A 24,861-nucleotide genomic window follows, 5' to 3' on the forward strand; every position below is an offset into this window, starting at 1 on the left:
GGTCATGCCGCCGGGGCGGCGGCTGTCACGTGTCAGGCGACGGGGACGACGAGTGCCGGGATGGTGCGCTGCATACGGAGGGCGTCGACGGACTCGGCGAGCAGTTCGTACTCGGTGGTGTCGTCCTGGACGGCGATCCTGACCAGCCGTCCGCCGGCCAGTTCGTCGGCGACGAGTTCCTGCCGGACCACGTCGGAGCACCAGGCGCGCAGCAGGCCGGGCACGTCGAGGACGGTCTCCGCGACCGGGACGAGCGCTCCCCGCGGGAATCTGGGGTTCTCGGGTAAGGGGTCCAGTCGTTCCGCGATCCAGGAGGCCCGGTCCCGTAACCACCACAGCGCCAGTGCCAGGGTCGGCGCACGGTAGGTGCCGAGCGGAACGCCGATGCGCTGCCCGCCGCACGTACCGTATGCCGTGACATGGCACAGGAATTCGTCGTGCACGATCACTCCCCCGTAGCTCGCCGGTGTGCCGTCGCGGGCCGGTTTTCCGTGCGGCTCCTGTGCGGTGAAGTGCTCCTGACATTCGAGTATGTTCACTTTCGAAACACTGTCACCACGCCTTTCCGGCCAGTCTCTTGGCATATTCCCTCTACGAATTGGCCGAAATGCGCGAGCTGTACCGGCCAACCTTCATTACCCGAGGGGTAATCGACCCGTCGCGCGGACCCGGGCAGGGTGGTGCCAACGGATCGCCGCACACCGCGATCCACCACCTGACCAGCGATGACGACCCTCGATGGAGGCTGATCCGCCATGTCCGTGAACACCGACCGTCACCAGACCGCCGCCGCCCGCTACTTCGAGGCCTGGAACGCCACCGAGCCGGAGGCGCTCGGCAAGGCGGTCGCGGCCGCCTGGGCTCCGGAGGGCTCCTACACCGACCCTCCCCCAGAGGGGGGACCCCCAACCGATGTCGCCGGGCATGCGCAGATCGCGGCCGTGATCGCGGCGGCGCACGCGCGGTTCCCCGGTTTCGTGTTCCGTCCGCTCGGCGCCGTGGACGGCCACCACGACACCGCGCGCTTCGGCTGGGAGCTGGTGAACGAGGCTGGGGGTACCCCCTCTGGGGGAGGCTCCGCTCCGGTGGCCGGTTTTGACGTGGTCACGCTCGACGAGGAGGGCCGGATCCGCCGGGTGCTGGGTTTCCTCGACCGGGTTCCGGCCGGAGCCTGAGCCGGCGCCGAGTTCTGCCGCTCACGCGAGGCGACCGGAATGGGTGAGGGGGACGCGGTACGCGTCCCCCACACCGAATGCGTCACCGAACGCGTCACCGGTTGATGATCGCGTCGATCCGCGTCAGTTCCTCCGCGTCGAAGTCCAGGTTCGCGGCGGCGCCGACGCAGTCCTCGACCTGCCGCACGCTGCTGGCGCCGATCAGCGCGGAGGTCACCCGGCCGCCGCGCAGCACCCAGGACAGGGCGAGCTGGGCCAGGGTCTGGCCGCGGCCCTTGGCGACCTCGTCGAGCTCGCGCAGCTGCCCGACCAGGTCCTCGGTGACCGCGTCCGAGTTGAGGAACGGGCTGTCGCTCGCGGCCCGGGAGCCCTCGGGGATGCCGTCGAGGTAGCGGCCGGTCAGCAGGCCCTGCTCCAGCGGGGAGAAGACGATGGAGCCGACCTGGAGCTCGTCGAGCGCGTCCAGCAGGCCCTCGGTCTCCGGGCGGCGGTCGAGCATCGAGTAGCGGGGCTGGTGGATGAGCAGCGGGGTGCCGAGCTCGCCGAGGATGCGGGCGGCCTCGCGGGTCTGCTCCGCCGAGTAGTTGGAGACGCCCACGTACAGCGCCTTGCCCTGCTGCACCGCGGAGTGCAGGGCGCCCATCGTCTCCTCCAGCGGAGTCTCCGGGTCCGGGCGGTGCGAGTAGAAGATGTCGACGTAGTCCAGGCCCATCCGGCCCAGGGACTGGTCGAGCGAGGACAGCAGGTACTTGCGGGAACCCCACTCGCCGTACGGGCCCGGCCACATCAGATAGCCGGCCTTGGTGGAGATGATCAGCTCGTCCCGGTACGCCGCGAAGTCCGCCTTCAGGGCCTCGCCGAACGCGGACTCGGCGGCGCCGGGCGGCGGGCCGTAGTTGTTGGCGAGGTCGAAGTGGGTGACGCCGAGGTCGAAGGCGCGGCGCAGGATGGCGCGCTGCGTCGTCACCGGCCGGTCGGGCCCGAAGTTGTGCCAGAGGCCGAGCGACAGCGCGGGAAGCTTCAGGCCGCTGCGGCCGCTGCGGCGGTACGGCATGTCGGCGTAGCGGTCGGGGTGTGCGGTGTACAACGCGACTCCAGAGGGGTTGGCACACGAACTACCGATCCCACTCTTTCCCGAGCCGCGGGCAGTGGTCCAACAGAAGAATCCGATGGAATTGTGCGGTTAGGCTTCTCAATCATGGAACTGCGTCATCTCCAGCACTTCGTGGCGGTCGCCGAGGACCAGCACTTCACCCGGGCGGCCGAGCGGCTGCTGGTGTCCCAGTCCGGTCTTTCGGCGTCGATCCGGGCCCTGGAGCGGGAGCTGCGGGCGCCGCTCTTCGTGCGGACGACCCGCCGGGTGACGCTGACCGAGGCGGGCCGGGCGCTGCTCGGCGAGGCGGAGCGCATCCTCGCCCAGGTGCGCTCCGCGCACGAGGCGGTGGCGGCGGTGCAGGGCGTGCTGCGCGGCACGCTGGCGCTGGGCACCGAGCAATGCATCGCCGGGGTGCATGTGGCGGGGCTGCTCGCCGCGTTCCGGCGCCGCCACCCCGACGTCGAGATCCGGCTGCGGCAGGCGGGGTCGGGGGCGCTGGCCGAGGAGGTCGCGGCGGGCCGGCTCGACCTGGCCTTCGCCTACCGCACCCAGGACGACACCGACCAGCTGCGCTCGGTGGCGCTGACCAGCGAGCCGATCACCGTGCTCTGCCATCCCAGCCACCGGCTGGCCACGGCGGGCGCGGCGGTGCTCCCGGAGGACCTCGGCGGGGAGGTGTTCGTCGATTTCCACCCGGACTGGGGCCCGCGCCGCGCGACCGACGCGGCCTTCGCCTCGGCGGGCGTCCGGCGCACGGTCGCGCTGGAGGTCAACGACGTCCACAGCCTCCTCGACCTGGTCGACGAGAACCTCGGCATCGCCGTCGTCCCCCGCCACTTCCGGCACAAGCGGCCCGCGCTCACCGCGCTCGCCCTCAAGGACACCGACGAGGCCGCGTACGAGACGGTCGCCCTGCTGCCGCCCGAGACGGCCACCAGCCCGGCGGCCCGGGCCCTGATCACCCTCCTCGAAACAGGGGGCCTGACACCACCCCCGGACGGGGCCTGCCCCTCCTGACCCCGGCTCCCCGCCGCCGCAGACTCGTGTCCGTCACCTACGGAAACGGGGAGTGCGGAGATGGCGGAACACACACGGCGTACGGTGCTGCGCGGGGCGGCGGGCATCGCGGCGGCGAGCGCGCTGACGGGAGCGTCGATTCGGCCGGCCACGGCGGCAACCGCGTCGGCGGAGCACCGGTATCCCTTCCTGAAGGGCGCGTTCGCCCCGGTCACCGAGGAACTCACGGCCTTCGACCTGCCGGTCACCGGCCGTATCCCCCGCGAACTGAACGGGCGGTATCTGCGCAACGGCCCGAACGTCCTCGGCCTGGAGGATCCGCGCGCCCACCACTGGATGCTGGGCGACGGCATGGTGCACGGGGTGCGGCTGCGGGACGGCCGTGCCGAGTGGTACCGCAACCGCTGGGTGCGCTCCTCCCAGGTGACCGCGAAGCTCGGCGAGCCCTGCCCGCGCCCGGTCCCGCCGGACGACTTCGCCTGCAACACGCATGTCATCCCCTACCGGGGGCGGATCCTCGCGCTGCAGGAGAGCGGCCCGCTGCCGTACGAGCTCGACGGCGAGCTCAACACCGTGGGCACCCACGACTTCCGGGGCACCCTGGAGGGCGCGTTCACCGCGCACACCAAGTACGACGCGCGCACCGACGAGCTGCACGCGATCACCTACTACCCGACCTGGGACCACGTCCGGCACCTGGTGGTCGGCCCGGACGGCCGGCTCGCCCGCACCACCCGGATCCCGGTCGCCGACGCGCCGATGATGCACGACTTCGCCCTCACCGAGAGGCATGTGGTGGTCTTCGACGTCCCGGTCTCCTTCGACCCGGCGGCCGCCGAGCGCGGCGCCCCGGTGCCGTACGTCTGGAACCGCGAGCACCCGGCGCGGGTGGGTGTGATGCCCCGGGGCGGGGGCGCGGTCCGCTGGTTCGACGTCGACCCGGTGTTCTACTCGCACACGCTCAACGCGTACGACGAGGGGGCGTCCGTGGTGATCGACCTGACGACGTATCCGGCGCCGTTCGACGTCGCGGGCCCGACCACCGACGGACCGCACGCGGTGGGCACCGCGAGGCTGGAGCGCTGGACCGTCGACCTGCGCCACGGGCGGGTCCGCCGGCGCACCCTGGACGACCGGCCGCAGGAGTTCCCGCGCGTCAACGAGGAGCTGGTGTCCCACCGGCACCGCTACGGCTACTCGGCGGCCGCCGCCGAGATGTCCGTCGCCTATCTCGCGGGCGACGGCAACCCGCCGGACCGCGCCTTCTCCAACGCCCTCCTCAAGCACGACCTCGTCCGCGGCACGGCCCAGGTGCACCGGCTGCCGAGGGGCGCCGCGGCGGGCGAGGCGGTGTTCGTACCGCGCGAACACGCGGCCCGGGAGGACGACGGGTACACCCTCGCCTATGTCCACGACCCCGACCGGGGCGCCGCCGACCTGGTGATCCTCGCCGCGCAGGACTTCACCGGCGCGCCGGTCGCCCGGATCCATCTTCCCGGCCGGGTGCCGCTGGGCTTCCACGGAAGCTGGATTCCGGACGCATGACGGCCGGGGATGCGCGATCGTGGTCGCATGCATGCAAGGGACATCCTCATCGACGGCTTCGGCCGCATCCAGGAAGAAGTCCACGCCGCCCTCGACGGCCTCGACCCCGAACTGCTCAACCGGCGCCCGGCCCCCGACGCCAACTCCGTCACCTGGCTGGTCTGGCACCTCACCCGGATCCAGGACGACCACATCGCCGACGCCTTCGACCTGGACCAGGTGTGGCTCACCCAGGGCTGGGAGAAACGCTTCGGCCTCGACCTGCCGCCCCATGACCACGGGTACGGCCACACGGCCGCGCAGGTCGCGAAGGTCACGGTGGACTCCGGCGACCTGCTGACCGGCTACTACGACGCGGTGCACGAGCAGACCCTGCGGATGCTCCGCGACCTCCCCGCGACGGACCTCGAACGGATCGTGGACGTCCGCTGGGATCCGCCGGTCACGCTGGGCGTACGGCTGGTGAGCGTCCTCTCCGACGACCTGCAGCACGCCGGACAGGCCGCCTACCTGCGGGGACTGCTTCAGAGCGCGGCGGCGTAACCCGGCAGGACGACGTCCTCGATGAGGGCCTCGCGCTCGTCGAACGGGATGAACGCGCTCTTGAGGGCGTTCACCGTGACCGTGCGCAGGTCCTCGACGCCCCAGCCGGCCTCCTCGACCAGCAGGGACATCTCCCGGGTCATCGTGGTGCCGGAGACCAGCCGGTTGTCGGTGTTGAGGGTGACCCGGAAGCCCAGCTCCTTCAGCGCGGTGATCGGGTGCTCGGCGATCGAGGTGGCGCAGCCGGTCTGGAGGTTGGAGGTGGGGCACATCTCCAGGGCGATCCGGCGGTCGCGCACCCAGCTCGCGAGGCGGCCGAGCTTGCCGTCGACGATGTCCTCGGTGATGCGGACGCCGTGCCCGATGCGCTGGGCGCCGCAGTCCTGGATCGCCTGGTGGATGCTGGGCAGCCCGAACGCCTCGCCGGCGTGGATGGTGAAGGGCACGTTCTCGCCGCGCAGCAGCCGGAAGGCGTCCAGGTGGTCGACGGCCGGGAATCCGGCCTCGGCGCCGGCGATGTCGAAGCCGACGACGCCCGCGTCCCGGTAGGCGACGGCCAGCTCGGCGGCCTCCCGGACGCGGTCGAACATCCGCATGCCGCAGAGCAGGGTGCCGACGCGGACCGGCGTGCCGGCGGCAGCGGCCTTGGCCATACCGGCGGCGAGCCCCTCCTGCACGCTCTCCACGACCTCGTTGAGCGTCAGCCCGCCCTTGACGTTCAGCTCCGGCGCGTACCGCACCTCGCCGTACACGACGCCGTCGGCGGCCAGGTCGAGGACGTACTCCTCGGCGACGCGCCGCAGCCCCTCCTTGCTCTGCAGCACGGCGAGGGTGTGCTCGAAGGTGGCTATGTAGCGGACCAGGTCGCCGGAGTTGGCGGCCTCGAAGTACCAGGCGGCCAGCTCGTCGGGGTCGGTGGTGGGCAGGGTGTGACCGACCCGCGCCGCCAGCTCGACGAGGGTGGCGGGGCGCAGGCCGCCGTCGAGGTGGTCGTGCAGGACGGCCTTGGGGAGGCGACGGATCACAGCTGCGTCTACGCGCGTAGCGGTCATGGCGGGGCTTTCCTCGGCAGGTGGTTCGGGGTGATCGGTCAGGTCAGGCGGCGGGCTGGAGCAGGTCCCAGCGGTTGCCGTAGAGGTCCTGGAAGACGGCGACGGTGCCGTACGGCTCGTGCCGCGGCTCCTCCAGGAAGGTCACGCCGGCGGCGGCCATCCGGGCGTGGTCGCGGGCGAAGTCGTCGGTGTGCAGGAAGAACCCGACACGCCCGCCGGTCTGGTCACCGACCCGGGCGCGCTGCTCCTCGTCCTTGGCGCGGGCGAGCAGCAGTCCGGTGCCGGCCCCCTCCGCACCCGGCTCCACGACGACCCAGCGGGACCCGTCCGGGCGCGGCGCGTCCTCGACGAGCCGGAACCCGAGGGCCTCGGTGTAGAAGCGGATCGCCTCGTCGTAGTCGCCGACGACAAGGGTGACCAGGGCGACGCGTCGCATGGGGGCCTTTCGATGGAGCGGTTAGCGGGAGAGGTTATACGTAAAACTAAAGGGATGCCAGTCACCTTTTTCCAAGGCCCGGCAGGAGCGCCCCTTCAGGGGCGCTGGGGGTACCCCCGGCCGAAGGCTGGGGGAGGAACTGCGCGACCAGCCACGACGGACCCGCACCCGACGACCGGCCACCCCTACCGCTCCGCTTCCCCCTGAGCGACCTCCACCCGATGGTGGAAGTCGGCCATCCCGGTCGCGGAGGCCACGCACGACACCCCGGCGCAGGCCACCAGCAGCACCGCGACCCACCCCCCGGCCCGCCGCCGCCCCCGCGGCGCCAGCAGCGCCTCGACCCGCTGCGGCACCGGCCCCGACGCCACCCCCGGCACGAACGCCGGCCGCTCCGCACCCCCGCCCTGCCTCGCCAGCGCGGCCCGCGCGATCGCGCGGGCGGTCAGCCGCCGGTCCCCCACCGCACGCGCCGCGGCCTCGTCCGCGACCCGTTCCACGGCCAGCCGTACGACGTCCCGGACCCGCCGCAGCGCCGGATGACAGTGCGCCGCGAGCTCGGCCACCGCCAGGAAGAAGTGGTGCCCGCCGGCGTTGTGCGCCCGCTCGTGCGCGAACAGCGCCTCCCGCTCGGCCCCGTCGAGGCTGCGCAGCATCCCGGTGGTGACCACGATCCGGTGCGGCCGGCCCGGCAGCGCGTACGCGTCCGGACACGGCGAGTCGACGACGCACAGGTCGCCCGCGGCGGCCCACCCGGCCTCCGCGCGGGCCGCGTGGAAGGCACGGGCCTGGCGGAGCACCGTCCGGACCAGGCGCCGGGTGCCCAGCGCGACGGCGCCGGCCGAGACGGCCGCCAGCGGCAGCACCAGGCGGTCGGAGCCGAGGCGCAGCGGCCGGATCAGCTCACCGAGCGAGGCGAAGAACGGCAGTCTCAGCAGTCCGGTGAGGACGAACGCGCCGAGCGCCGCCAGGGAGCAGCCCGCCAGGGCGACGGCCGCGCCGGTGACCGTCCAGAGCGCGGCGGCGGGCGACAGCCGGTCGAGCGCCCGCCGGGCCAGTGCCGGCAGGACGAACGGCACGAGCAGGGGCAGGATCAGCAGGGCGATCATCATCCACCGGACTGCTCGTCGGCTTCGAGCAGATGGCGGAGCACCCGCTCGTCGTCGGGGCTGAGCTGGGCGACGAACCGGGCGAGCACGGTCTCCCGGTCGGTGTCCCGGTCGAGCTCGGTGTGCATCCGCTTCGCGGTGAGGCCCTGTGCGTCCTGGACGGGGACGTAGGCGAACCCGCGCCCCTGGCGGTGCCGGTCGACCACGCCCTTGTCGTGCAGCCGGGTCAGGATCGTCGTCACCGTCGTACGGGCCAGGTCGGTGCCGAGGCTGTGCTGCACCTGGCCGGGGGTCTGAGGCGTACCCGCGGCCCAGAGAGCCGCCATGACGCTCGCCTCGAGTTCACCGGCGGGCCGGCGTTCGTCCTTCGCGTCGGCCATGGAAGATTCCTCACCCCTTCGTCGTCCACAGTCCGGCAGACCGTCTACGACAGTGTAGTCAACACTGCGGCGGCCACCACCCTTGAGCCATTATGAGGAGGACCGCCGCGGCGGACGGAGGAATTCTCCCCCGCGGGTCAGGCGGCACCGGTGTGCAGGGCGTTGAGCCGGGCCAGCTCCTCCCCGGTGAACCGGAGGGCGCCGGCGGCCACGTTCTCGGCGAGGTGGTCCGGGTTTCCGGTGCCGGGGATGGCCAGGACGTGCGAGCCCTGGTGCAGGGTCCAGGCCAGGCGGATCTGGGCGGGACTGGCGTCGTGCGCGCGGGCGACGGCGAGGACGGCCTCGTCGTGGTTCTCGGTGGCTCCGTGGGCCCCGGACTCGCCCGCGACGGCGAAGAACGGCACGAAGGCGATGCCCCGGTCGCCGCAGAGGCGGACCAGTTCGCCGGTGGCCGGATCCCGCATGTCCAGGCCCCAGCGGTTCTGCACGCACACCACGGGGGCGATGGCGAGCGCCTCGTCGAGATGGCGCGGTTCGACGTCGGAGACGCCGAGGTGCCGGACCAGGCCCGCCTCGCGGAGTTCGGCGAGGGCGCCGAAGTGCTCGGCGATCGAGTCCTGGCCCATCCTGCGCAGGTTGACCACGTCGATGTGGTCGCGGCCGAGCTGGCGCAGGTTCTCCTCGACATGGCCGCGCAGCTGGTCCGGGCGGGCGGAGGTGTTCCACTCGCCGGAGTAGTCGCGGAAGGGGCCGACCTTGGTGACGACGACGAGGTCGGCGGGGTACGGGGAGAGGGCGGTGTTGATGAGTTCGTTGGCGGAGCGCAGGGCGGAGAAGTAGAAGGCCGCCGTGTCGATGTGGTTCACACCGAGTTCGACGGCCTTGCGCAGCACGGCGACCGAGCGGGCGCGGTCGCTCGGGGTGCCGTGGTGGAAGGCGGCGCTGCCCGTCAGCCGCATCGCGCCGAAGCCGAGGCGGTGGACGGGCAGGTCGCCCAGTTTCCAGGTGCCGGAGGCGTCCGCGGTGATCGTTTCGGAGGTCATCGACGGAGTCTGGCACACAGCCCCTGACGAGGGGGTCAGCAATACAGGTTGTTTCCGGCCGCGACACCGAGGATCTGCGTGAACTTCTGGTAGGCGCTGACGCGGCTCTGCACCTGCGCCGGGTTCTTGCCGTCGCACTCCAGGGAGCCGTTGATGGAGCGGATGGTCTGCCCGAAGCCGGCCTGGTTGACCATGGCGTTGTGGCCGGTCATGGTGCCGGGACCCTTCTGGGTGTTCCAGTACCACAGGCCGGTCTTCCAGGCCACGGCGGAGTTGTTCTGGACTTGCCAGGGGTTGTTGAGGAGGTCGATGCCGAGCGCGTCGCCCGCGGCCTTGTAGTTGAAGTTCCAGCTGAGCTGGATGGGACCGCGCCCGTAGTAGGCGGACTGGCCCGCGGGGCAGCCGTAGGACTGGCTCCAGTCGCAGTAGTGCGAGTAGTTGGCGGTGTTCTGCTCGACGATGTAGACCAGTCCGCCGGTCTCGTGGCTGACGTTGGCGAGGAAGGCGGCGGCCTCCTGCTTCTTGACGGTGTCGCTGCCGGTGTTGGCGAAGCCGGGGTACGCGCTGAGCGCGGCGGTGAGACCGCTGTAGCTGTAGAACGAATTCCGGTTCGGGAACATCTGGTTGAACTGTGCCTCGCTGACGACGAAGCCGGCCGCCGAGGCCGAGGGGGCCGCTTGGAACACCAGGGCGGAGCTTCCTATGGCCAGCGAGGTCAGGAGCGCGGCGATGCGACGCCTCACACGGATCAACTCCTTTGCGGAGCACGGCCGCACCCCTCGAAGGGGGAGCGGCCGCGGTGGGGGGTGTGAGGCCCACTCAACTGCTTTGGTCTGTACCAGTCAAGGGTGTAGACCAGTCAAGCCGGGACCGGTCTCCGCTCGGTGGTTTCCGCAATTGCGCCCGGAAACCAGGAAGTCGGGCATTCGGCGCCGCCGGGAACGGCAGCGCTCGGGCCCGGCCGCGTCAGCACGCGGCCGGGCCCGGAGGGAATCGGCGGATCAGCTCAGCGGCTTGGCGAGAACCGCCTTGCGGTGGCTGAACGTCTCGATGGAGTAGCGGCCGTGGTAGCTGCCCATGCCGCTCTCCCCCACCCCGCCGAACGGCAGGTCGGAGACGGTGAGATGGGCGACCGGGAGGCCGTAGCCGAGGCCGCCGGAGGAGGTCTCGGCGGCGAACCGCTCGCGGGTGGCGTCGGACTCGGTGAAGACGTAGAGCGCGAGGGGCTTGTCACGGTCGTTGACGAACCCGATCGCGCCGTCCAGGTCGGGGACGGTGACGATCGGCAGGACCGGGCCGAAGATCTCCTCCCGCATCACCGGGGACTCCGGGTCGACGTCGGCGAGCACGGTGGGCGCGATGTACTTGACGGCGCGGTCGGTGTCGCCGCCGACCACCACCCGGCCCGAGCCGAGCAGTGAGCTGAGCCGGTCGAAGTGGCGCTCGTTGACGATCCGGCCGTACTCGCCGGATTCCTTCGGCTCGGCGCCGTACAGCGCCTGGACGGCCTTGGCCAGGGCGGGTTCCAGGGCGGCGGCCGTCCCGGGGTCGGTGAGGACGTAGTCGGGGGCCACGCAGGTCTGCCCCGCGTTGAGGAATTTGCCGCGCGCCAGCCGCTCGGCGACCACCGCGAGGTCGGTGTCGCGGTCGACGAACGCCGGGGACTTGCCGCCGAGTTCGAGGGCGACCGGGGTGAGGTGCTCGGCGGCGGCGCGCATCACGATGCGGCCGACCACGCCGTTGCCGGTGTAGAAGATGTGGTCGAAGCGCTCGGCGAGCAGGGCCGTGGTCTCCGGGACTCCGCCCTCGACGACGGCGACCGCGTCGGGGTCGAGGTAGGCAGGGAGCAGCCGGGCCAGGGCGGCGGAGGTGGCCGGGGCCAGCTCGCTGGGCTTGGCGACGACCGCGTTGCCGGCCGCCAGGGCACCGGCCAGCGGCGCCAGCAGCAGCTGGGCGGGGTAGTTCCAGGGGGCGATGACGAGGACGACGCCGAGCGGGTCGTACTGCGTCCAGGCGGTCGCGTCGGCGCCCAGGTGGGCCGGGACGGGGGCGGGCTCGGGACGCAGCCACTCGGCCAGGTGATCGAGGGTGTGGTCGATCTCCCGGATCGTGAAGTCGATCTCCGTGCGGTAGGCCTCGGTGGTGCTCTTGCCCAGGTCGGCGTGGAGAGCCGCCGCCAGGTCCGCGCCGCCCTCGGTGAGCAGGGCGCGCAGCCGGCGCAGCTGGTCGGTGCGCCACTCGACCGGCTTGGTGCGGCCGGTGCGGAAGGTGGCGCGCAGCCTGGCGACGACGTCGGCGGGCTGCTCGGGGAGGGACTGGTTCACGGATGCCTCGCTGGTGGTGCGCGCGGGCCCGACGGCCCGGCTGGGGTCTCAACAGTCAGATGTATATTGCAACCATTCAGGGGGCGAAGTAAATTCCGGCGGCCCGAAACCACCGCGGTTGACGAAGGTCACACCTGCTCAGCCGGTGAGTTCGTCCCGCCGCCGCGCGAGGTGTACCCGTTCGGGCAGGCTGCCGGTGAGCGCGATCGCCGCGTCGTACTCCACCACCGCCTCGCCCGTCCTGCCGAGCCGGCGCAGCAGGTCGGCGCGGACCGCGTGCAGCACGTGGTAACCGTCCAGGTCCAGCGCGTCGACCAGCGCCAGCGCCTCGCCCGGGCTCTCGACCTCGGCCACCGCGACCGCCCGGTTGAGGGCGACGACCGGACTCGGGGCGACGGCCATGAGCTGGTCGTACAGCCGCAGGATCTGCCCCCAGTCGGTGGCCTTCGCCGTGAGCGCGTCGCTGTGCACGGCGTTGATCGCGGCCTGGATCTGGTACGGCCCCGGCCGGTTGCGCCGCAGGCACCGCCGGACCAGGTCCTGGCCCTCCCCGATCAGCTCCCGGTCCCATCGCCCGCGGTCCTGCTCGGGCAGCGGCACCAGCTCGCCCTCCGCCGGCTCCCGGGCGGGCCGCCGGGCCTCCACGAGCAGCATCAGCGCGAGCAGCCCGGCGGCCTCCGGCTCGTCGGGCATCAGCTCGTACAGCAGCCGCCCCAGGCGTACGGCCTCGGCGCACAGCGCGGGATCACCGCCGTACCCCTCGTTGAAGACGAGGTAGACGACGGCGAGCACCCCGTTGAGCCGGTCGGGCAGGTCGGCGTCCCTCGGCACCCGGTAGGGAATGCCCGCGTCGCGGATCTTGGCCTTGGCGCGCACCAGGCGCTGCGCCAGGTTGGGCTCGGGGACCAGGAAGGCGCGGGCGATCTGGGCCGTGCTCAGTCCGCCCAGCAGGCGCAGGGTCAGGGCGACCCGGGACTGGAGGGCGAGGGCGGGGTGGCAGCAGGTGAAGACCAGCCGGAGCCGTTCGTCGCGCACGGGGCCCTCCTCGGCCGGTGCGTCGGGGGCGAGCAGCCGGGCGGCCTCGGTGTGCCGGGCGGCCCGGGAGGACTCACGGCGCAGCCGGTCCAGCGCGCGGTTGCGGGCGGTGGTGATGATCCAGCCGGCCGGGCTCGGCGGCACCCCTTGCTCCGGCCATCTGTCGAGCGCCGTGGTGAAGGCGTCCTGGACCGCTTCCTCGGCGAGGTCGATGTCGCCGAGGAAGCGGACGAGGACCGAGACCGCGCGCCCGTACTCGGCACGGAAGGCGGCCTCGACATCGGCGGCGTCCGCCATCAGTGCCGGCCCATGAAGGGCCGCACCTCGATGGGGAGAGTGGTGGCGAGGGCGCACTTGCGGCCCCACTCCAGGGCGGCGTCCAGGTCTTCCGCGCGGATCAGGCAGATCCCGCCCAGGTACTCCTTGCCCTCGGCGTAGGGGCCGTCGGTGATCAGCACGTCGCCGTCCTTGGGCCGCAGCACGGTCGCGGTCTCCGGGCCGTGCAGACCGTCCGCGAAGACCCAGGCGCCGGCGGCGCGCAGCTCGTCGTTGAACGCCTCGACGTCACGCATGATCGCGGCGAGCGCGTCGGGCGTGGGCGGGGTGCCGTCGGCCGGCTGGACCACGCTGAGCAGGTAGTGCTTCATGGGGTTCTCCCAGGTCGTTTCGGGATGTTCTCGCCTTCTACACGAACGGCAGCCCCCCGGATCGACACCTCACGCCGGGAAACCGAAAGAATCTTGTCCATGACCGTCGCCGCACATCCGCTCGTCGTCCGCGCCCGGGAACTCGCCGACGGCCTGCTGGCCCCCGCGGCCGAGCGGGTCGACCAGGAGGGCGTCCCCGCCGGCCACATCGAGGCGATCAGGCGCTCGGGCCTGCTCGGGGTGAGCGCGCCGGCGGCGTACGGCGGCTCGGCGGCACCGGCGGCCGTGGTCCGCGAGACGGCGGAGATCCTGGCCGGGGCGTGCTGCTCGACCTGGTTCGTGCAGACGCAGCACCACACGCCGGTGCTGACCCTGGCGAAGACCGCGCTGCCGGTACGGGACCGCCTGTTGGGCCCGCTGGCCCGCGGTGAACTGCTGTCGGGGGTGGCGTACGCGCACCTGCGGTCGTACCCGCGGCTTCCTGTGCGGGTCCGGCGCGAGGCCGACGGCTGGAGCTTCTCCGGCACCGTGCCCTGGTACACCGGCTGGGGTCTGAACGACGTGATGCTGCTGGCCGGGGTGAGCGAGGACGACGAGGCCCTGTTCGCCTTCGTCGACGCCCGTGAACAGCCGGGCCTGCGGCCCTCGGAGCCGATGCGGCTGGCGGCCCTCACCGCGTCCCGGACGGTCTCCCTGGACCTGGACGGCCTGCGGGTGCCCGAGGCGGACGTGGCCCTCCGGCTGCCGTACGCGGAATGGGCGGCCCCGGACCGCCTCAAGACCCTCAACGCCAATCCGGCGGTCTTCGGGATCACGTCGGCGGCGCTGGCGCTGGTGGCGGAGGAGTACGCGGCCGCCCTGCGCACCCGGCTGGAGGAGATCCGGCGCCGCGCCTACGCCCTGGCCGACCACCCGGTGCCGCACGAGCACGCGGAGGAGCGGCTGGCGCTGCGGGCGGAGGCGTTCACGCTGATGCGTACGGCGACCACGGCGGCCGTGGTGTCGGGAGGCGGCCGGGCGATGTCCCTGGACCACCGCGCCCAACGCCTGGCCAGGGAGGGCCTGTTCCTGCTGGTCCAGGGACAGACGGCCGAGTCCCGCACGGCACACCTGAGCCGACTCGCCGAGCCCCGCCGCCCCGGCCGCTGACGAGGCCGCCACCCCGGAGGGCCACCCCCTCTCTGTTGCGTATCGCACAAAACGATGCGTCAAGAAGAACACTCCCTCTTGACCCGCGAGCCGACTTGGCTGGACCATGTTGCGCATCACTCATATCGTTGCGCGATGCGCATCCTGGAGGGTGTCATGTCTCCTCGACCGCAGCCCGGCCGCGAGTTCGTCCTCACCCTTTCGTGCCCCGACCGGGCCGGTCTGGTCCACGCCGTCACCGGCTTCCTGGTCGAACACTCCGGCAACATCCTGGAGAGCCAGCAGTTCGACGACCGGCCGCAGGACCGCTTCTTCATGCGGGTGCACTTCGACGTCCCCGACGGCGCCGTCTCGCTGGAGGACCTGCGCACCGGCTTCCTGCCGGTCGCCGAGGCGCACGGGATCACCTGGCGACTCAACGACGCGTCGACCCCGACCCGCACCCTGATCATGGTGTCGAAGTTCGGCCACTGCCTCAACGACCTGCTCTTCCGCAGGTCCACGGGCGCACTCAACATCGAGATCCCGGCGATCGTCTCCAACCACCGCGACTTCGAGTCACTGGCCCGGACCTACGGCATCCCCTTCCACCACATCCCGGTGACCCCCGACACCAAGGCGGAGGCGGAGGCCCGGCTGCTGCGACTGGTCGACGAACTCGACGTCGACCTGGTGGTGCTCGCCCGGTACATGCAGATCCTCTCCGACGACCTGTGCAAACAGCTCGACGGCCGGGCCATCAACATCCACCACTCCTTCCTGCCGAGCTTCAAGGGCGCCCGGCCCTACGTCCAGGCACACCAGCGCGGCGTCAAACTCGTCGGCGCCACCGCGCACTACGTGACGCCCGACCTCGACGAGGGCCCGATCATCGAGCAGGACGTCGTCCGCGTGACCCACTCGCACGCGCCCGACGAACTGGTCGCCCTGGGACGTGACGTGGAGGCCCAGGTGCTCGCCCGCGCCGTGCGCTGGCACAGTGAGAGCCGGGTACTGGTCAACGGCCGCTGCACGGTCGTCTTCCGCTGACCGCGCGCACAGCGGGCCGGCACCCTGGTGGGTGCCGGCCCGCTGTGTCCTACGTGCTCAGACGGGGCCCGCGTTCCGCTCCGCGGCCTCGACGACGTTGGCGAGCAGCATCGCCCGCGTCATGGGACCCACTCCCCCGGGCATCGGCGCGAGCCACCCGGCGACCTGGGCGGCCTCCGGGTGGACGTCGCCCGCGAGGCCGTGCTCGGTACGGGTGATACCGACGTCCAGGACGGCCGCCCCGGGCCGCAGCATGTCCTTGGTGATCAGCCCGGGCGAACCGGCCGCCGCGACCACGATGTCCGCCTCCCGCACGTGCCAGGCCAGCCCCTTGGTCCCGGTGTGGCAGAGGGTGACGGTGGCGTTCTCGGAGCGCCGGGTGAGCAGCAGCCCGATCGGCCGGCCCACGGTGATACCGCGCCCGATCACACAGACCCGCGCCCCGGCGATCGGCACCTCGTGGCGGCGAAGCAGCTCGACGATGCCGCGCGGGGTGCAGGGAAGAGGCGCCTCGACGCCCAGGACCAGTCGGCCCAGGTTGACGGGGTGCAGTCCGTCGGCGTCCTTGCCCGGGTCCATCCGCTCCAGCACGGCGTTGGCGTCCAGGTGGCGCGCGAGCGGGAGTTGGACGATGTAGCCGGTGCAGGCCGGGTCGGCGTTGAGTTCGTCGACGACGTCCTCGACCTGCTGTTGCGAGGCATCGGCGGGGAGTTCCCGCCGGAGGGAGGCGATCCCGACCTGAGCACAGTCCCGGTGCTTCCCGGCGACATAGGCGTGGCTGCCGGGGTCGTCCCCGACGAGCACGGTACCGAGCCCAGGCGGCCTGCCTCCGCCGGCCGTCAACTTGGCGACCCGATCGGCGAGTTCACGCCGAATAGCGGCGGCAGTGGCCTTCCCGTCCAGCACTTGTGCGGTCATCGACGGTTCTCCTTCATCGAGCCTGTGCCTGAGCGCCCCTTCAGGGGCGCGGGGAACTGCGCGACCAGCCACAACACACCCGCACCCGACAACTCACCCACGCAGCCGGGACATCGCCGGATCGAACAGCGGCTCCTCCGCCACGACCGCCTCCACCCGCTCGTCGAAGTAACCGATCTGCACCGCCGTACCCGGCACAGCCAACTCCGCCGGCAGCCACGCGTACGCGATCCCCTTGCCGACCGTGTAGCCGTACGCGGCGCTGGTCACGTACCCGACCGCGCGCTCACCGTCGTACACCGGCTCCTTGCCCATGACGACGGCCCGCGGGTCGTCGATGGTCAGGCAGCTCAGCCGCCGCCGCACCTCCCCCTTGCGCCGCTCCAGCGCCGCCTTCCCGACGAAGTCGCCCTTGTCGAGCTTGACGGCGAAGCCGACGCCGGCCTCGTAGGGATCGTGCTCGTAGGTCATGTCGGTGCCGAAGGACCGGTAACCCTTCTCCAGGCGGAGGCTGTTGAAGGCGCCGCGCCCGGCGACGATGCCGCCCAGCGGCTCCACCGCCTGCCACAGCGTGTCCCAGAGTTTCGCGCCCTGGTCGGCGGTCGTGTACAGCTCCCAGCCGAGCTCACCGACGTACGACAGCCGCATCGCGGTGACCGGCACCGAGCCGATGTAGGCGCGCTTGGCGCGGAAGTACTTGAGGCCGTCGTTGGAGAAGTCCTCGTCGGTGAGCGGCTGGAGGACCTCCCGGGCGAGGGGCCCCCACAGGCCGATGCAGCAGGTGCCGGGGGTGATGTCGCGGACCTGGACCGTGCCTCCCCCAGCTACCGCTGGGCGGTGCCCCCAGGCCGGCAGCCGCCGCGCGAACCAGTCGAGGTCGAGGTTGCCGTTGGCGCCGACCTGGAAGAGGTCGCGGGCGAGGCGGGCGACGGTGATGTCGCTGCGGATGCCGCCGTCGTGGTCGAGGAGCAGCGTGTACGTCACCGAGCCGACGGACTTGGCGACCTTGCCGGTGACCAGGCCCTCCAGGAAGTCGGCGGCGCCGGGGCCGCTCACCTCCAGGCGCTTGAGGGCCGTCATGTCGTACATCGCGACCGTCTCGCGGGTGACCTGGGCCTCGGCGCCGACGATCGGGGACCAGTAGCGGGCGGCCCAGTCGTTGGGCGTGGGGATCGAACGCCCTTCGACCAGGCCCGCGTTGGCCTCGTACCACTGGGGCCGCTCCCAGCCGTTCGCCTCCAGGAAGAACGCGCCGTGTTCCTGCTGGCGGGCGTGGAAGGGGCTGGTGCGGATCGGGCGCGGCTTCCCGGACGGCTGGAGGGGGTGGAGGATGTCGTAGACCTCGACGAAGTTCTGGCAGTCGCGGGCGAGGACGTACTCCGGGGCCAGCTGGTGCGGCTCGAAGCGGTTGACGTCGCACTCGTGCAGGTCGAAGGTCGAGCAGTGGCCGTCGACCAGCCATTCGGCGACCGCGCGGCCGACGCCCGCGGAGTGGGTGACCCAGACGGCCTCGGCGACCCAGAAGCCCTTGACGTCCGGGGACTCGCCGAGCAGCGGGTAGCCGTCGGTGGTGAAGGAGAAGAGGCCGTTGATGCCCTCCTCGACCTTCGCCTCGCGGGTCGCGGGGAGCAGGGACTGGGTCTCGGTCCAGGCGTCCTCGAAGTCCTCCTCGGTGAACTTGAGGACCGAGGGCATCTGGTCGGCCTCGTCGACGGAGAGGATGTCGTCGGCGGAGATCGGCATGGGGCGGTGGCCGTAGTAGCCGATGCCGATGCCGTCGAAGCGGTCGCGGTAGTAGAGGTCGGCGTCCTGGTGGCGCAGGATCGGGCGGACGGCCTCCTCGGTCTGGCCGGCGAGCGCGGGGACCGGGCCGGTCCAGGCGAGCTGGTGGCCGAGCGGGGTGAGCGGGAGGTTCATGCCGACCATGCGGGCGATCCTCGGGCCCCAGATGCCGGCGCAGCACACGACGATGTCGGCTGCCAGGTCGCCCTGGTCGGTGCGGACGCCCGTCACCCTGCCGTCGGCCTGGAGCACGTCCAGTACCTCGTGGCGGGGCAGGAAGGCGACCCCGCGCTCGGTTGCCCGGCGGATCTGGGCCTCGACGGCGAGGACGGCCTTGGCGAGGCCGTCGGTGGGGACCAGGAGGCCGCCGAGGACCCGGTCGCGGTTGACCAGCGGGTGCTGCTCGACGCACTCGTCGGGGGTCAGCAGGCGTGCCTCGATGCCCCAGGCGGTGATCCAGCCGTGCCGGCGGTGGAGTTCGGCGAGGCGTTCGGGGGTGGTGGCCACTTCGAGGCCGCCGACCTGGAGGAAGCAGGGCTTGCCGTCGACGTCGAGGGAGCAGAACTTCTCGACGGTGTAGCGGGCCAGCTCCGTCATGGTCTTCGAGGGGTTCGTCTGGAAGACCAGGCCCGGCGCGTGCGAGGAGGAGCCCCCGGTCGCCGGGAGGGGGCCCTGGTCCACCACGGTCACCTCGGTCCAGCCGCGTGCGGAGATCTCGTCCGCGAGGGCCGCCCCCACGACGCCCGCTCCGATGATGACCACTCGGGGTCCCGCCATCGCCCAACCTCCGAACTTGAGACCGGTGCAGTTGCTTTGTGCGCAACGTGATTCAGGCTGCGCAACTCAATGTGCCCGTCGCCCAGGAGGGGTGTCAAGGGGTCCGGTGACGTCGGGGAACGGGCCGCCGAGCGGTCCGGAAAACGGCAACGCCCGGCGGGCGGCGCGCACAGCTGCGCACCGCCCGCCGGGCGTCCCGGACCGGCCTTCCAGCGACCTGCGACCCCGCTACTTCAGCCAGGCCTTGACCTTGTCGGGGTTGGCGTCGACCCACTTCTTGGCCGCCGCGTCGTCCGACATCTTGTCCACCGCGATGTACTTGGCCACGGTGTTCTGGTCGTCGTTGGTCCAGTTGAACTTCTTCACCAGGTCATAGGCCGGGCTGCCCGACTTGGCGAAGCTCGAACTGACGATCTTGTCGAGGTCGTAGACGGGGTAGTCGCAGGCGACCTTCGCCGCGTCGGCGTCGCAGCCCGTCGTGTACGCCGGCAGGGAGACCTTCTTCAGCGGCACCTCGGACAGGAACCACTGCGGTTCGTAGAAGTAGCCGATCAGCCACTGCTTGTTCTTCTCGGCCGTTCTGAAGGCCTGGATGAGCGCGGTCTCACTGCCCGCGTACACCACCTTGAAGTCCAGCTTCAGGTTCTTCACCAGGGCCGCGTCGTTGGTGACGTACGACGGGTCGCCGTCGAGGAGCTGGCCCTTGCCGCCCGACTCGGACGTCTTGAACTCGGACGCGTACTTGTTGAGGTTCTTCCAGTCGAGGATGTCGGGGTGCGCCTTGGCCAGCCACGGCGGCACGTACCAGCCGATGATGCCCTTGTTGCCGGTGGAACCGGCCTCGACGGCCGTCTCCTGGCCGGTGATGTACTTCTTCTTCAGGTCGTCGTGGCCCCAGTTCTCCAGGACGGCGTCGACCTCGCCGGTCCCGAAGCCCTGCCAGGCGATCTCCTCCTTGAGGTCCTTCTTGTTGACCGTACAGCCGAGGTCGTGCTGCGCGACGTACGCGACGACCGCCGCGTCCGCCTCGTAGCCCACCCAGGGGTTGACGGCCAGGTTGAAGGTGCCGCACTTGCCGTCCGAGGACTTCGAGCCGGCGGAACTGCTGTCGCCGACCTTCGCCCCGCCGCAGGCGGTGAGGGTGAGGCCGAGGACGGCCAGGCCGGCCGCGCCGGCTCGCCAGTGTTGTGCCATGGTGTCGAGCTCCTTATGCCCTGGTGCGTCGTGCCGCAGCCTGAGTGATCCGGTCGAACATGACTCCGAGCAGGACGATGGCGAGTCCTGCCGCCAGCCCCTTGCCGTACAGCTCGCCCTGCGAGAAACCGGCCACGACGTCGTAGCCGAGGGCGCCCGCCCCCACCAGGCCGCCCAACACAACCATCGACAACACGTAGATCAGGCCCTGGTTGGTAGCGAGAGTCAGGGCGCCGCGTGCCATCGGCAGCTGGACCTTGGTGATGATCTGCCAGGTGTTGCACCCGGCCGAGGTGGCCGCCTCCACGGTGGACTCGGACACGTTCCGCACCCCGTCCGCGATGATCTTGATCGCCACGGGTGCCGCGTAGACGACGCCCGCGATGATCGCCGTGAAGCGGGTGGCGCCGAAGAGCGCCAGGAACGGTACGAGGTAGACGAACGGCGGCATGACCTGCGCGGCGTCCAGGGTGGGCCGGATCAGCCGGTCCGCCAGCGGGCTGCGGCCCATCCACACGCCGAAGACGACGCCGGCCAGCATCGTCAGGATGGTGGCCACGACGGTCGAGGCGAGGGTGGTCATGCTGTCCGACCAGAGTCCGGTGCCGACCAGCAGCCCGACGCAGACGGCCGCCGTCACCCCGGCCCGCCAGCCGCCGAGGACCGCGCCGAGCGCGACCAGGACGGCGCCGACCAGCCACCACGGGGAGTCGGTCAGCAGGGTCTGGAAGGGGTTGAGCAGGCCGTTGGTGACGGCGTCCCGCAGGGCGTTGGTGAGGCCGTAGAGATGGTCCTGCAGCCAGCTGGACGCGGTGTCGGCGGCGCTCGCGATGTGGCTGCCGACGGTGCCGTCGCCGGGGAACTCGGCCGCCCAGACGTAGGTGTGGGAGAGGTAGACCAGGACGGCGGCGGCGACTCCGCCCGCGCCCAGCAGCGGGCGGCGCCACGTGAGGAACCGCCCGTCCGTGCGGCGGGTCTCGGTCCGGACGGCCGCCGCGGTGGTCACCCGGTCGAGCACGATGGCCATCACGACGATGGCGAGGCCGGCGTTGAAGGCGGTGCCGACGTCGAGCGACTGGAGCGCCTGCACGACGGTCTTGCCGAGGCCGGGCGCGTCGATCAGGGCGGCGATGGTGACCATGGCCAGGGCGGCCATGATCGTCTGGTTGACGCCCACGACGACCGTGCGCTTCGACATCGGCAGCAGCACCTTCACCAGTTGCTGCGCGCGGGTGGCGCCGAGTGAGTCGGCCGCCTCGACGGTGGTCTCGGGGACCGAGCGGATGGCGTACGCGGTGATGCGGATGGCGGGCGGGGCCGCGTAGATGACCGTGGTGATCACGGCGGAGGCGCCGCCGATCAGGAAGATCAGGGTCAGCGGGGCGAGGTAGACGAAGGTCGGCATCGTCTGCATGAAGTCCAGGAAGGGCGTCATGATCCGGTTGACCCGGTCGGAGAGCCCCGCCCACACGCCGAGCGGGATGCCGATGAGCAGGGCCACCAAGACCGCCGACAGGGTCAGCGCCAGGGTGTCCATGCTCTCCTGCCACAGGCCCTGGAGCCCGAAGAAGGTGAAGCCCGCGACGGCCAGCAGGGCGACCCGCCAGTTGCCCACGGCCCAGGAGACGTAGCCGGTGATGCCGACGACGCCGAGCCAGCCGATCTGCGGGACCGGGCGGCCGTCGGTGGGCTGGGAGATCAGCGACTGGACGAAGGTGACCAGGTTGTCGATGACCAGCCGGATCTCGTTGAAGAAGTAAAGGAAGACCGGGTTGGAGTTGCGGTTGGCGCCGATGCTGTCGTTGACGTCGTTCAGCCAGCGGTGCAGACCGGTGAGGTCGGCGGCGGCCAGCGTCAGGGTCTGCCGGCCGCGCAGCGCGGCGAAGAGCACCAGCCAGACGAGCACGATCGCCGCCACCACCATCGGGCGGCTGACCTTCTGGCGCAGCGTCGCGACCGGCGCGGTCGCGTCGGCGACGGCGGCCATCAGGCGCCGCCCTCCTGCCCGGCGACCACGGCGAGGATCTCCTCGTCGCCGACGATGCCGAGCAGCTTGCCGTTCTCGACGACCTTGACCGGTTTCTCGGCGGCGAGCACCGCCCGGGTGGCCTCGCGGACCACGACGTCCGGGCCCAGCTCGGGGCCGTCCAGCTCGTCGCCGTCGGCGGGCGGGCGCATGATCCAGCGCAGGGTGAGGACGTCTCCGCGCGGCACGTCCTTCACGAAGTCCCGTACGTAGTCGTCGGCCGGGGCGCCGACCAGTTCGTCACCGGTGCCGCACTGGACCATCTTGCCGTCCCGCATGATCAGGATGCGGTCGCCCAGCTTGAGGGCCTCGGAGAGGTCGTGGGTGATGAAGACCATGGTCTTGCCGACCTCGTGGTGCAGGCGGATGACCTCGCTCTGCATGTCCCGGCGGATCAGCGGGTCCAGGGCGGAGAACGGCTCGTCGAAGAAGAGGACGTCGGGGTCGCCGGCGAGGGCGCGGGCGAGGCCGACGCGCTGCTGCATACCGCCGGAGAGCTGGTCGGGGTAGGAGTTCTCGTAGCCGGCGAGGCCCACCAGTTCGACGGTCTCCATCGCGCGTTTCATCCGGTCGGCCCGGCTCATGCCGCGGATCTCCAGGCCGAACGCCACGTTGTCGACGACCTTGCGGTGCGGCAGCAGCCCGAAGTGCTGGAAGACCATGGAGAACTTGCTGCGCCGCAGCTCCCGCAGCCGCCGGGCGTCGGCGCCGCGGATGTCCTCGCCCTCGAAGACGATCTCGCCGGCGGTGGGTTCGATCAGCCGGGTCAGACATCGCACCAGGGTGGACTTGCCGGAGCCGGACAGGCCCATGACGACGAAGACCTCGCCGTTGGACACCTCGAAGTTCACATCGCGGACGGCGGCGGTGCAGCCGGTGCGGTCCATCAGCTCGCGGCGGGTGAGCCCGCACAACTCCTCGGAGCCCGGCACCTCGTCGGCCTTCGGCCCGAACACCTTCCACAGCCGGCGCACGGAGATGACCGGGGTCCGATCCTCGGGGTCCTGGGACGTGCCGCGCCGCTGCGACACCTCGGTCTGGGCTGGGGTCATGATCGGCCTCTCTTCGGCGTCAGCCGCGGAACCAGTGCTGCGGCCCGGGTTGGATGTTCTGCCAGACATGCTTGGGCTCTCGGTACTCGTCCAGGCCGGTCGGTCCCAGCTCACGGCCCACACCCGAGTGCCCGAAGCCACCCCATTCCGCTTGCGGCACATAGGGGTGGTAGTCGTTGATCCACACGGTGCCGTGGCGCAGCCTGCGCGCGACCCGCTGGGCCTTGCCGGCGTCCTGGGTCCAGACGGCTCCGGCGAGGCCGTACTCCGTGTCGTTGGCGATGCGGACGGCGTCGTCCTCGTCCCGGAAGCGCTCGACGGTGAGCACGGGCCCGAAGGACTCCTCGTGCACCACGCGCATGTCCTGCCGGCACTCGTCGAGGACGGTGGGCGGGTAGTAGAAGCCGTTCGCCAGCGCGGGGTCCCCGGGGCGCGCACCGCCGCAGCGCAGCACGGCCCCCTCGGCGATCCCGGCGGCCACGTAGGCCTCGATCTTCTCGCGGTGCTGTGCGGAGATCAGCGCGCCGGTCTCGGCCTCGGGGTCGAAGGGGCCGCCGAGGCGGATGAGCCGGGCCCGGCGGACCACCTCGTCGACGAAGGCGTCGTGGATCGAGTCCTCGACGATCAGCCGGGCGCCGGCCGAGCAGACCTGCCCGGAGTGCAGGAAGACGGCGGTGAGCGCGAAGTCGACGGCGGTCTCGAAGTCGGCGTCGGCGAAGACCACGTTGGGATTCTTGCCGCCGAGTTCGAGGGCGACCTTCTTCACGGTGGCGGCGGCGGTGGCCATCAGGTGCCGGCCGGTGTGCAGGCCACCGGTGAAGGACACCATGTCGACGTCCGGGTGCTCGGCGAGCGGTGCGCCCGCCTCGGCTCCGGCGCCCAGCACGAGGTTGGCGGCGCCGGCCGGGAGCCCGGCCTCCGCCAGAGCCCTCATCAGCAGGATGGAGGTGGAGGGGGTGAGCTCGCTGGGCTTGAGGATCACGGTGTTGCCGGCGAGCAGGGCCGGGGCGACCTTCCAACTGGCCTGCAACAGCGGGTAGTTCCAGGGGGTGATCAGCCCGCAGACGCCGACGGGTTCGTAGGTGACCCGGCTGAGCGCGTCGGCGCGGCCGGTGTCCACCACCCGGCCGGCGCTGGTGCCGGCGATGCCGCCGTAGTAGCGGAAGCAGGAGACGACGTCGGCGATGTCGTACTCGCTCTCCACCAGGCGCTTGCCGGTGTCGAGGGACTCGGCGCGGGCGAACTCCTTGGCGTCGCGCTCGATGATGTCGGCAGTCCGCAGGAGCAGGGCGCCGCGCTCGCGTTCGGGGGTGTGCGGCCAGGGGCCCTCGTCGAAGGCGCGCCGGGCCGCGGTGATCGCCGCCTCGGTGTCCGCGCGGGTCGCCTCGCTGACCGTCGCGACGAGGGTCCCGTCCGCCGGACAGCGGATCTCGCGGTGGCCGCCGGCCACCGCCGCGCGCCATTTTCCATCCACATACAGATCTGCCACGGCCGCGCCCTTCGAGCCCGAAATCGTTGCGCATTGTGCATTG

General features: G+C 71.6%; 22 protein-coding genes and 1 pseudogene. 6 read left to right on the forward strand and 17 right to left on the reverse strand.

The genetic code is table 11. From position 1 onward, the window contains the following. Positions 1–32 precede the first annotated feature (32 nt). Positions 33–443 (reverse strand): hypothetical protein, encoded by a 411-nt coding sequence (locus tag ACIPSJ_RS47400; protein ID WP_355729264.1) that lies wholly within the window; start codon positions 441–443, stop codon positions 33–35. Between the two features lie 312 nt (positions 444–755). Here ACIPSJ_RS47400 and ACIPSJ_RS47405 point away from each other — a divergent pair, with 312 nt between their 5' ends. Next, entirely contained in the window at positions 756–1,175 is a 420-nt protein-coding gene (locus ACIPSJ_RS47405; RefSeq protein ID WP_401355817.1) for a nuclear transport factor 2 family protein, read from the forward strand. Positions 1,176–1,269: 94 nt separating this feature from the next. Here ACIPSJ_RS47405 and mgrA read toward each other — a convergent pair whose 3' ends face one another. Continuing rightward, entirely contained in the window at positions 1,270–2,262 is a 993-nt protein-coding gene (gene mgrA, locus ACIPSJ_RS47410) for an L-glyceraldehyde 3-phosphate reductase (RefSeq protein ID WP_359213287.1), read from the reverse strand. 111 nt (positions 2,263–2,373) lie between these two features. Between mgrA and ACIPSJ_RS47415 the strand changes: the two genes are divergently transcribed. Genes ACIPSJ_RS47415 through ACIPSJ_RS47425 form a run of 3 tightly spaced genes read left to right on the forward strand, consistent with a single transcriptional unit; the run spans position 2,374 to position 5,376 of the window. Next, on the forward strand, positions 2,374–3,288 hold the full coding sequence (locus ACIPSJ_RS47415; protein WP_359213290.1) for a LysR substrate-binding domain-containing protein: 915 nt from the start codon (positions 2,374–2,376) through the stop codon (positions 3,286–3,288). A gap of 60 nt (positions 3,289–3,348) precedes the next feature. Beyond that, complete coding sequence (locus ACIPSJ_RS47420) at positions 3,349–4,833, forward strand: carotenoid oxygenase family protein (protein WP_401355820.1); 1,485 nt, start codon at positions 3,349–3,351, stop codon at positions 4,831–4,833. A 27-nt stretch (positions 4,834–4,860) separates the two neighbouring features. Then, a complete protein-coding gene (locus ACIPSJ_RS47425; protein WP_359213296.1) occupies positions 4,861–5,376 on the forward strand; it encodes a DUF664 domain-containing protein in 516 nt (171 codons plus the stop codon). Here ACIPSJ_RS47425 and ACIPSJ_RS47430 read toward each other — a convergent pair. From ACIPSJ_RS47430 to ACIPSJ_RS47470, 9 genes and pseudogenes are all read right to left on the reverse strand, one after another. Next, positions 5,358–6,428, reverse strand: coding sequence for an adenosine deaminase (locus ACIPSJ_RS47430; protein ID WP_401355822.1), 1,071 nt, complete (start codon positions 6,426–6,428; stop codon positions 5,358–5,360). The two genes, ACIPSJ_RS47425 and ACIPSJ_RS47430, sit on opposite strands and share 19 nt — an antisense overlap. 43 nt (positions 6,429–6,471) lie before the next feature. Continuing rightward, positions 6,472–6,864, reverse strand: a complete 393-nt coding sequence (locus ACIPSJ_RS47435; RefSeq protein ID WP_355729247.1) for a VOC family protein — start codon at positions 6,862–6,864, stop codon at positions 6,472–6,474. A gap of 185 nt (positions 6,865–7,049) precedes the next feature. Then, a complete protein-coding gene (locus ACIPSJ_RS47440) occupies positions 7,050–7,973 on the reverse strand; it encodes a M56 family metallopeptidase (protein ID WP_401356043.1) in 924 nt (307 codons plus the stop codon). Next, on the reverse strand, positions 7,973–8,353 hold the full coding sequence (locus ACIPSJ_RS47445; RefSeq protein WP_401355824.1) for a BlaI/MecI/CopY family transcriptional regulator: 381 nt from the start codon (positions 8,351–8,353) through the stop codon (positions 7,973–7,975). The genes ACIPSJ_RS47440 and ACIPSJ_RS47445 overlap by 1 nt, the downstream gene beginning before the upstream one ends. Before the next feature lie 137 nt (positions 8,354–8,490). Further along, positions 8,491–9,396, reverse strand: a complete 906-nt coding sequence (locus ACIPSJ_RS47450; protein WP_401355826.1) for an aldo/keto reductase — start codon at positions 9,394–9,396, stop codon at positions 8,491–8,493. A gap of 35 nt (positions 9,397–9,431) precedes the next feature. Continuing rightward, positions 9,432–10,139, reverse strand: coding sequence for a chitinase (locus ACIPSJ_RS47455; RefSeq protein WP_401355828.1), 708 nt, complete (start codon positions 10,137–10,139; stop codon positions 9,432–9,434). Between the two features lie 258 nt (positions 10,140–10,397). Next, positions 10,398–11,741 (reverse strand): annotated as a pseudogene (locus ACIPSJ_RS47460) (aldehyde dehydrogenase family protein); the annotation flags it as partial. Positions 11,742–11,858: 117 nt separating this feature from the next. Then, positions 11,859–13,052, reverse strand: coding sequence for an RNA polymerase sigma factor (locus tag ACIPSJ_RS47465; protein WP_401355830.1), 1,194 nt, complete (start codon positions 13,050–13,052; stop codon positions 11,859–11,861). Further along, positions 13,052–13,402 carry a YciI family protein gene (locus ACIPSJ_RS47470; RefSeq protein ID WP_401355832.1) on the reverse strand — a complete coding sequence of 117 codons (351 nt, stop codon included), beginning with the start codon at positions 13,400–13,402 and terminating at the stop codon, positions 13,052–13,054. The genes ACIPSJ_RS47465 and ACIPSJ_RS47470 overlap by 1 nt, the downstream gene beginning before the upstream one ends. Before the next feature lie 99 nt (positions 13,403–13,501). Between ACIPSJ_RS47470 and ACIPSJ_RS47475 the strand changes: the two genes are divergently transcribed. Then, positions 13,502–14,551 carry an acyl-CoA dehydrogenase family protein gene (locus tag ACIPSJ_RS47475; protein ID WP_401355834.1) on the forward strand — a complete coding sequence of 350 codons (1,050 nt, stop codon included), beginning with the start codon at positions 13,502–13,504 and terminating at the stop codon, positions 14,549–14,551. A 156-nt stretch (positions 14,552–14,707) separates the two neighbouring features. Continuing rightward, the gene (purU, locus tag ACIPSJ_RS47480) at positions 14,708–15,580 is read left to right on the forward strand and encodes a formyltetrahydrofolate deformylase (RefSeq protein ID WP_359213625.1); all 873 of its coding nucleotides are present in this window, start codon (positions 14,708–14,710) and stop codon (positions 15,578–15,580) included. 57 nt (positions 15,581–15,637) lie between these two features. Here purU and ACIPSJ_RS47485 read toward each other — a convergent pair whose 3' ends face one another. From ACIPSJ_RS47485 to ACIPSJ_RS47510, 6 genes are all read right to left on the reverse strand, one after another. Then, positions 15,638–16,498, reverse strand: coding sequence for a bifunctional methylenetetrahydrofolate dehydrogenase/methenyltetrahydrofolate cyclohydrolase (locus tag ACIPSJ_RS47485; RefSeq protein WP_401355837.1), 861 nt, complete (start codon positions 16,496–16,498; stop codon positions 15,638–15,640). A gap of 93 nt (positions 16,499–16,591) precedes the next feature. Beyond that, positions 16,592–19,057 (reverse strand): FAD-dependent oxidoreductase, encoded by a 2,466-nt coding sequence (locus tag ACIPSJ_RS47490; protein ID WP_401355839.1) that lies wholly within the window; start codon positions 19,055–19,057, stop codon positions 16,592–16,594. 228 nt (positions 19,058–19,285) lie between these two features. After that, complete coding sequence (locus ACIPSJ_RS47495) at positions 19,286–20,251, reverse strand: ABC transporter substrate-binding protein (RefSeq protein WP_359213324.1); 966 nt, start codon at positions 20,249–20,251, stop codon at positions 19,286–19,288. A gap of 13 nt (positions 20,252–20,264) precedes the next feature. Next, a complete protein-coding gene (locus tag ACIPSJ_RS47500; RefSeq protein ID WP_401355842.1) occupies positions 20,265–22,238 on the reverse strand; it encodes an ABC transporter permease in 1,974 nt (657 codons plus the stop codon). Then, on the reverse strand, positions 22,238–23,329 hold the full coding sequence (locus ACIPSJ_RS47505; RefSeq protein ID WP_355728466.1) for a glycine betaine/L-proline ABC transporter ATP-binding protein: 1,092 nt from the start codon (positions 23,327–23,329) through the stop codon (positions 22,238–22,240). Before ACIPSJ_RS47505 ends, ACIPSJ_RS47500 begins: the two co-directional genes overlap by 1 nt. A gap of 19 nt (positions 23,330–23,348) precedes the next feature. Next, positions 23,349–24,818, reverse strand: coding sequence for an aldehyde dehydrogenase family protein (locus ACIPSJ_RS47510; RefSeq protein WP_401355846.1), 1,470 nt, complete (start codon positions 24,816–24,818; stop codon positions 23,349–23,351). Positions 24,819–24,861: the final 43 nt, after the last annotated feature.

The sequence above is a fragment of the Streptomyces sp. NPDC090088 genome (assembly GCF_044747345.1).
Lineage (GTDB): Bacteria > Actinomycetota > Actinomycetes > Streptomycetales > Streptomycetaceae > Streptomyces.

Excerpts from the sequence above, each read along its gene's own strand:
- ACIPSJ_RS47405 (WP_401355817.1), top strand. The coding sequence starts at position 756 with ATGTCCGTGAACACCGACCGTCACCAGACCGCCGCCGCCCGCTACTTC.
- ACIPSJ_RS47415 (WP_359213290.1), top strand. The coding sequence starts at position 2,374 with ATGGAACTGCGTCATCTCCAGCACTTCGTGGCGGTCGCCGAGGACCAG.
- ACIPSJ_RS47420 (WP_401355820.1), top strand. The coding sequence starts at position 3,349 with ATGGCGGAACACACACGGCGTACGGTGCTGCGCGGGGCGGCGGGCATC.
- ACIPSJ_RS47425 (WP_359213296.1), top strand. The coding sequence starts at position 4,861 with ATGCATGCAAGGGACATCCTCATCGACGGCTTCGGCCGCATCCAGGAA.
- ACIPSJ_RS47430 (WP_401355822.1), bottom strand. The coding sequence starts at position 6,428 with ATGACCGCTACGCGCGTAGACGCAGCTGTGATCCGTCGCCTCCCCAAG.
- ACIPSJ_RS47435 (WP_355729247.1), bottom strand. The coding sequence starts at position 6,864 with ATGCGACGCGTCGCCCTGGTCACCCTTGTCGTCGGCGACTACGACGAG.
- ACIPSJ_RS47440 (WP_401356043.1), bottom strand. The coding sequence starts at position 7,973 with ATGATCGCCCTGCTGATCCTGCCCCTGCTCGTGCCGTTCGTCCTGCCG.
- ACIPSJ_RS47445 (WP_401355824.1), bottom strand. The coding sequence starts at position 8,353 with ATGGCCGACGCGAAGGACGAACGCCGGCCCGCCGGTGAACTCGAGGCG.
- ACIPSJ_RS47450 (WP_401355826.1), bottom strand. The coding sequence starts at position 9,396 with ATGACCTCCGAAACGATCACCGCGGACGCCTCCGGCACCTGGAAACTG.
- ACIPSJ_RS47465 (WP_401355830.1), bottom strand. The coding sequence starts at position 13,052 with ATGGCGGACGCCGCCGATGTCGAGGCCGCCTTCCGTGCCGAGTACGGG.
- ACIPSJ_RS47470 (WP_401355832.1), bottom strand. The coding sequence starts at position 13,402 with ATGAAGCACTACCTGCTCAGCGTGGTCCAGCCGGCCGACGGCACCCCG.
- ACIPSJ_RS47475 (WP_401355834.1), top strand. The coding sequence starts at position 13,502 with ATGACCGTCGCCGCACATCCGCTCGTCGTCCGCGCCCGGGAACTCGCC.
- purU (WP_359213625.1), top strand. The coding sequence starts at position 14,708 with ATGTCTCCTCGACCGCAGCCCGGCCGCGAGTTCGTCCTCACCCTTTCG.
- ACIPSJ_RS47485 (WP_401355837.1), bottom strand. The coding sequence starts at position 16,498 with ATGACCGCACAAGTGCTGGACGGGAAGGCCACTGCCGCCGCTATTCGG.
- ACIPSJ_RS47490 (WP_401355839.1), bottom strand. The coding sequence starts at position 19,057 with ATGGCGGGACCCCGAGTGGTCATCATCGGAGCGGGCGTCGTGGGGGCG.
- ACIPSJ_RS47495 (WP_359213324.1), bottom strand. The coding sequence starts at position 20,251 with ATGGCACAACACTGGCGAGCCGGCGCGGCCGGCCTGGCCGTCCTCGGC.
- ACIPSJ_RS47500 (WP_401355842.1), bottom strand. The coding sequence starts at position 22,238 with ATGGCCGCCGTCGCCGACGCGACCGCGCCGGTCGCGACGCTGCGCCAG.
- ACIPSJ_RS47505 (WP_355728466.1), bottom strand. The coding sequence starts at position 23,329 with ATGACCCCAGCCCAGACCGAGGTGTCGCAGCGGCGCGGCACGTCCCAG.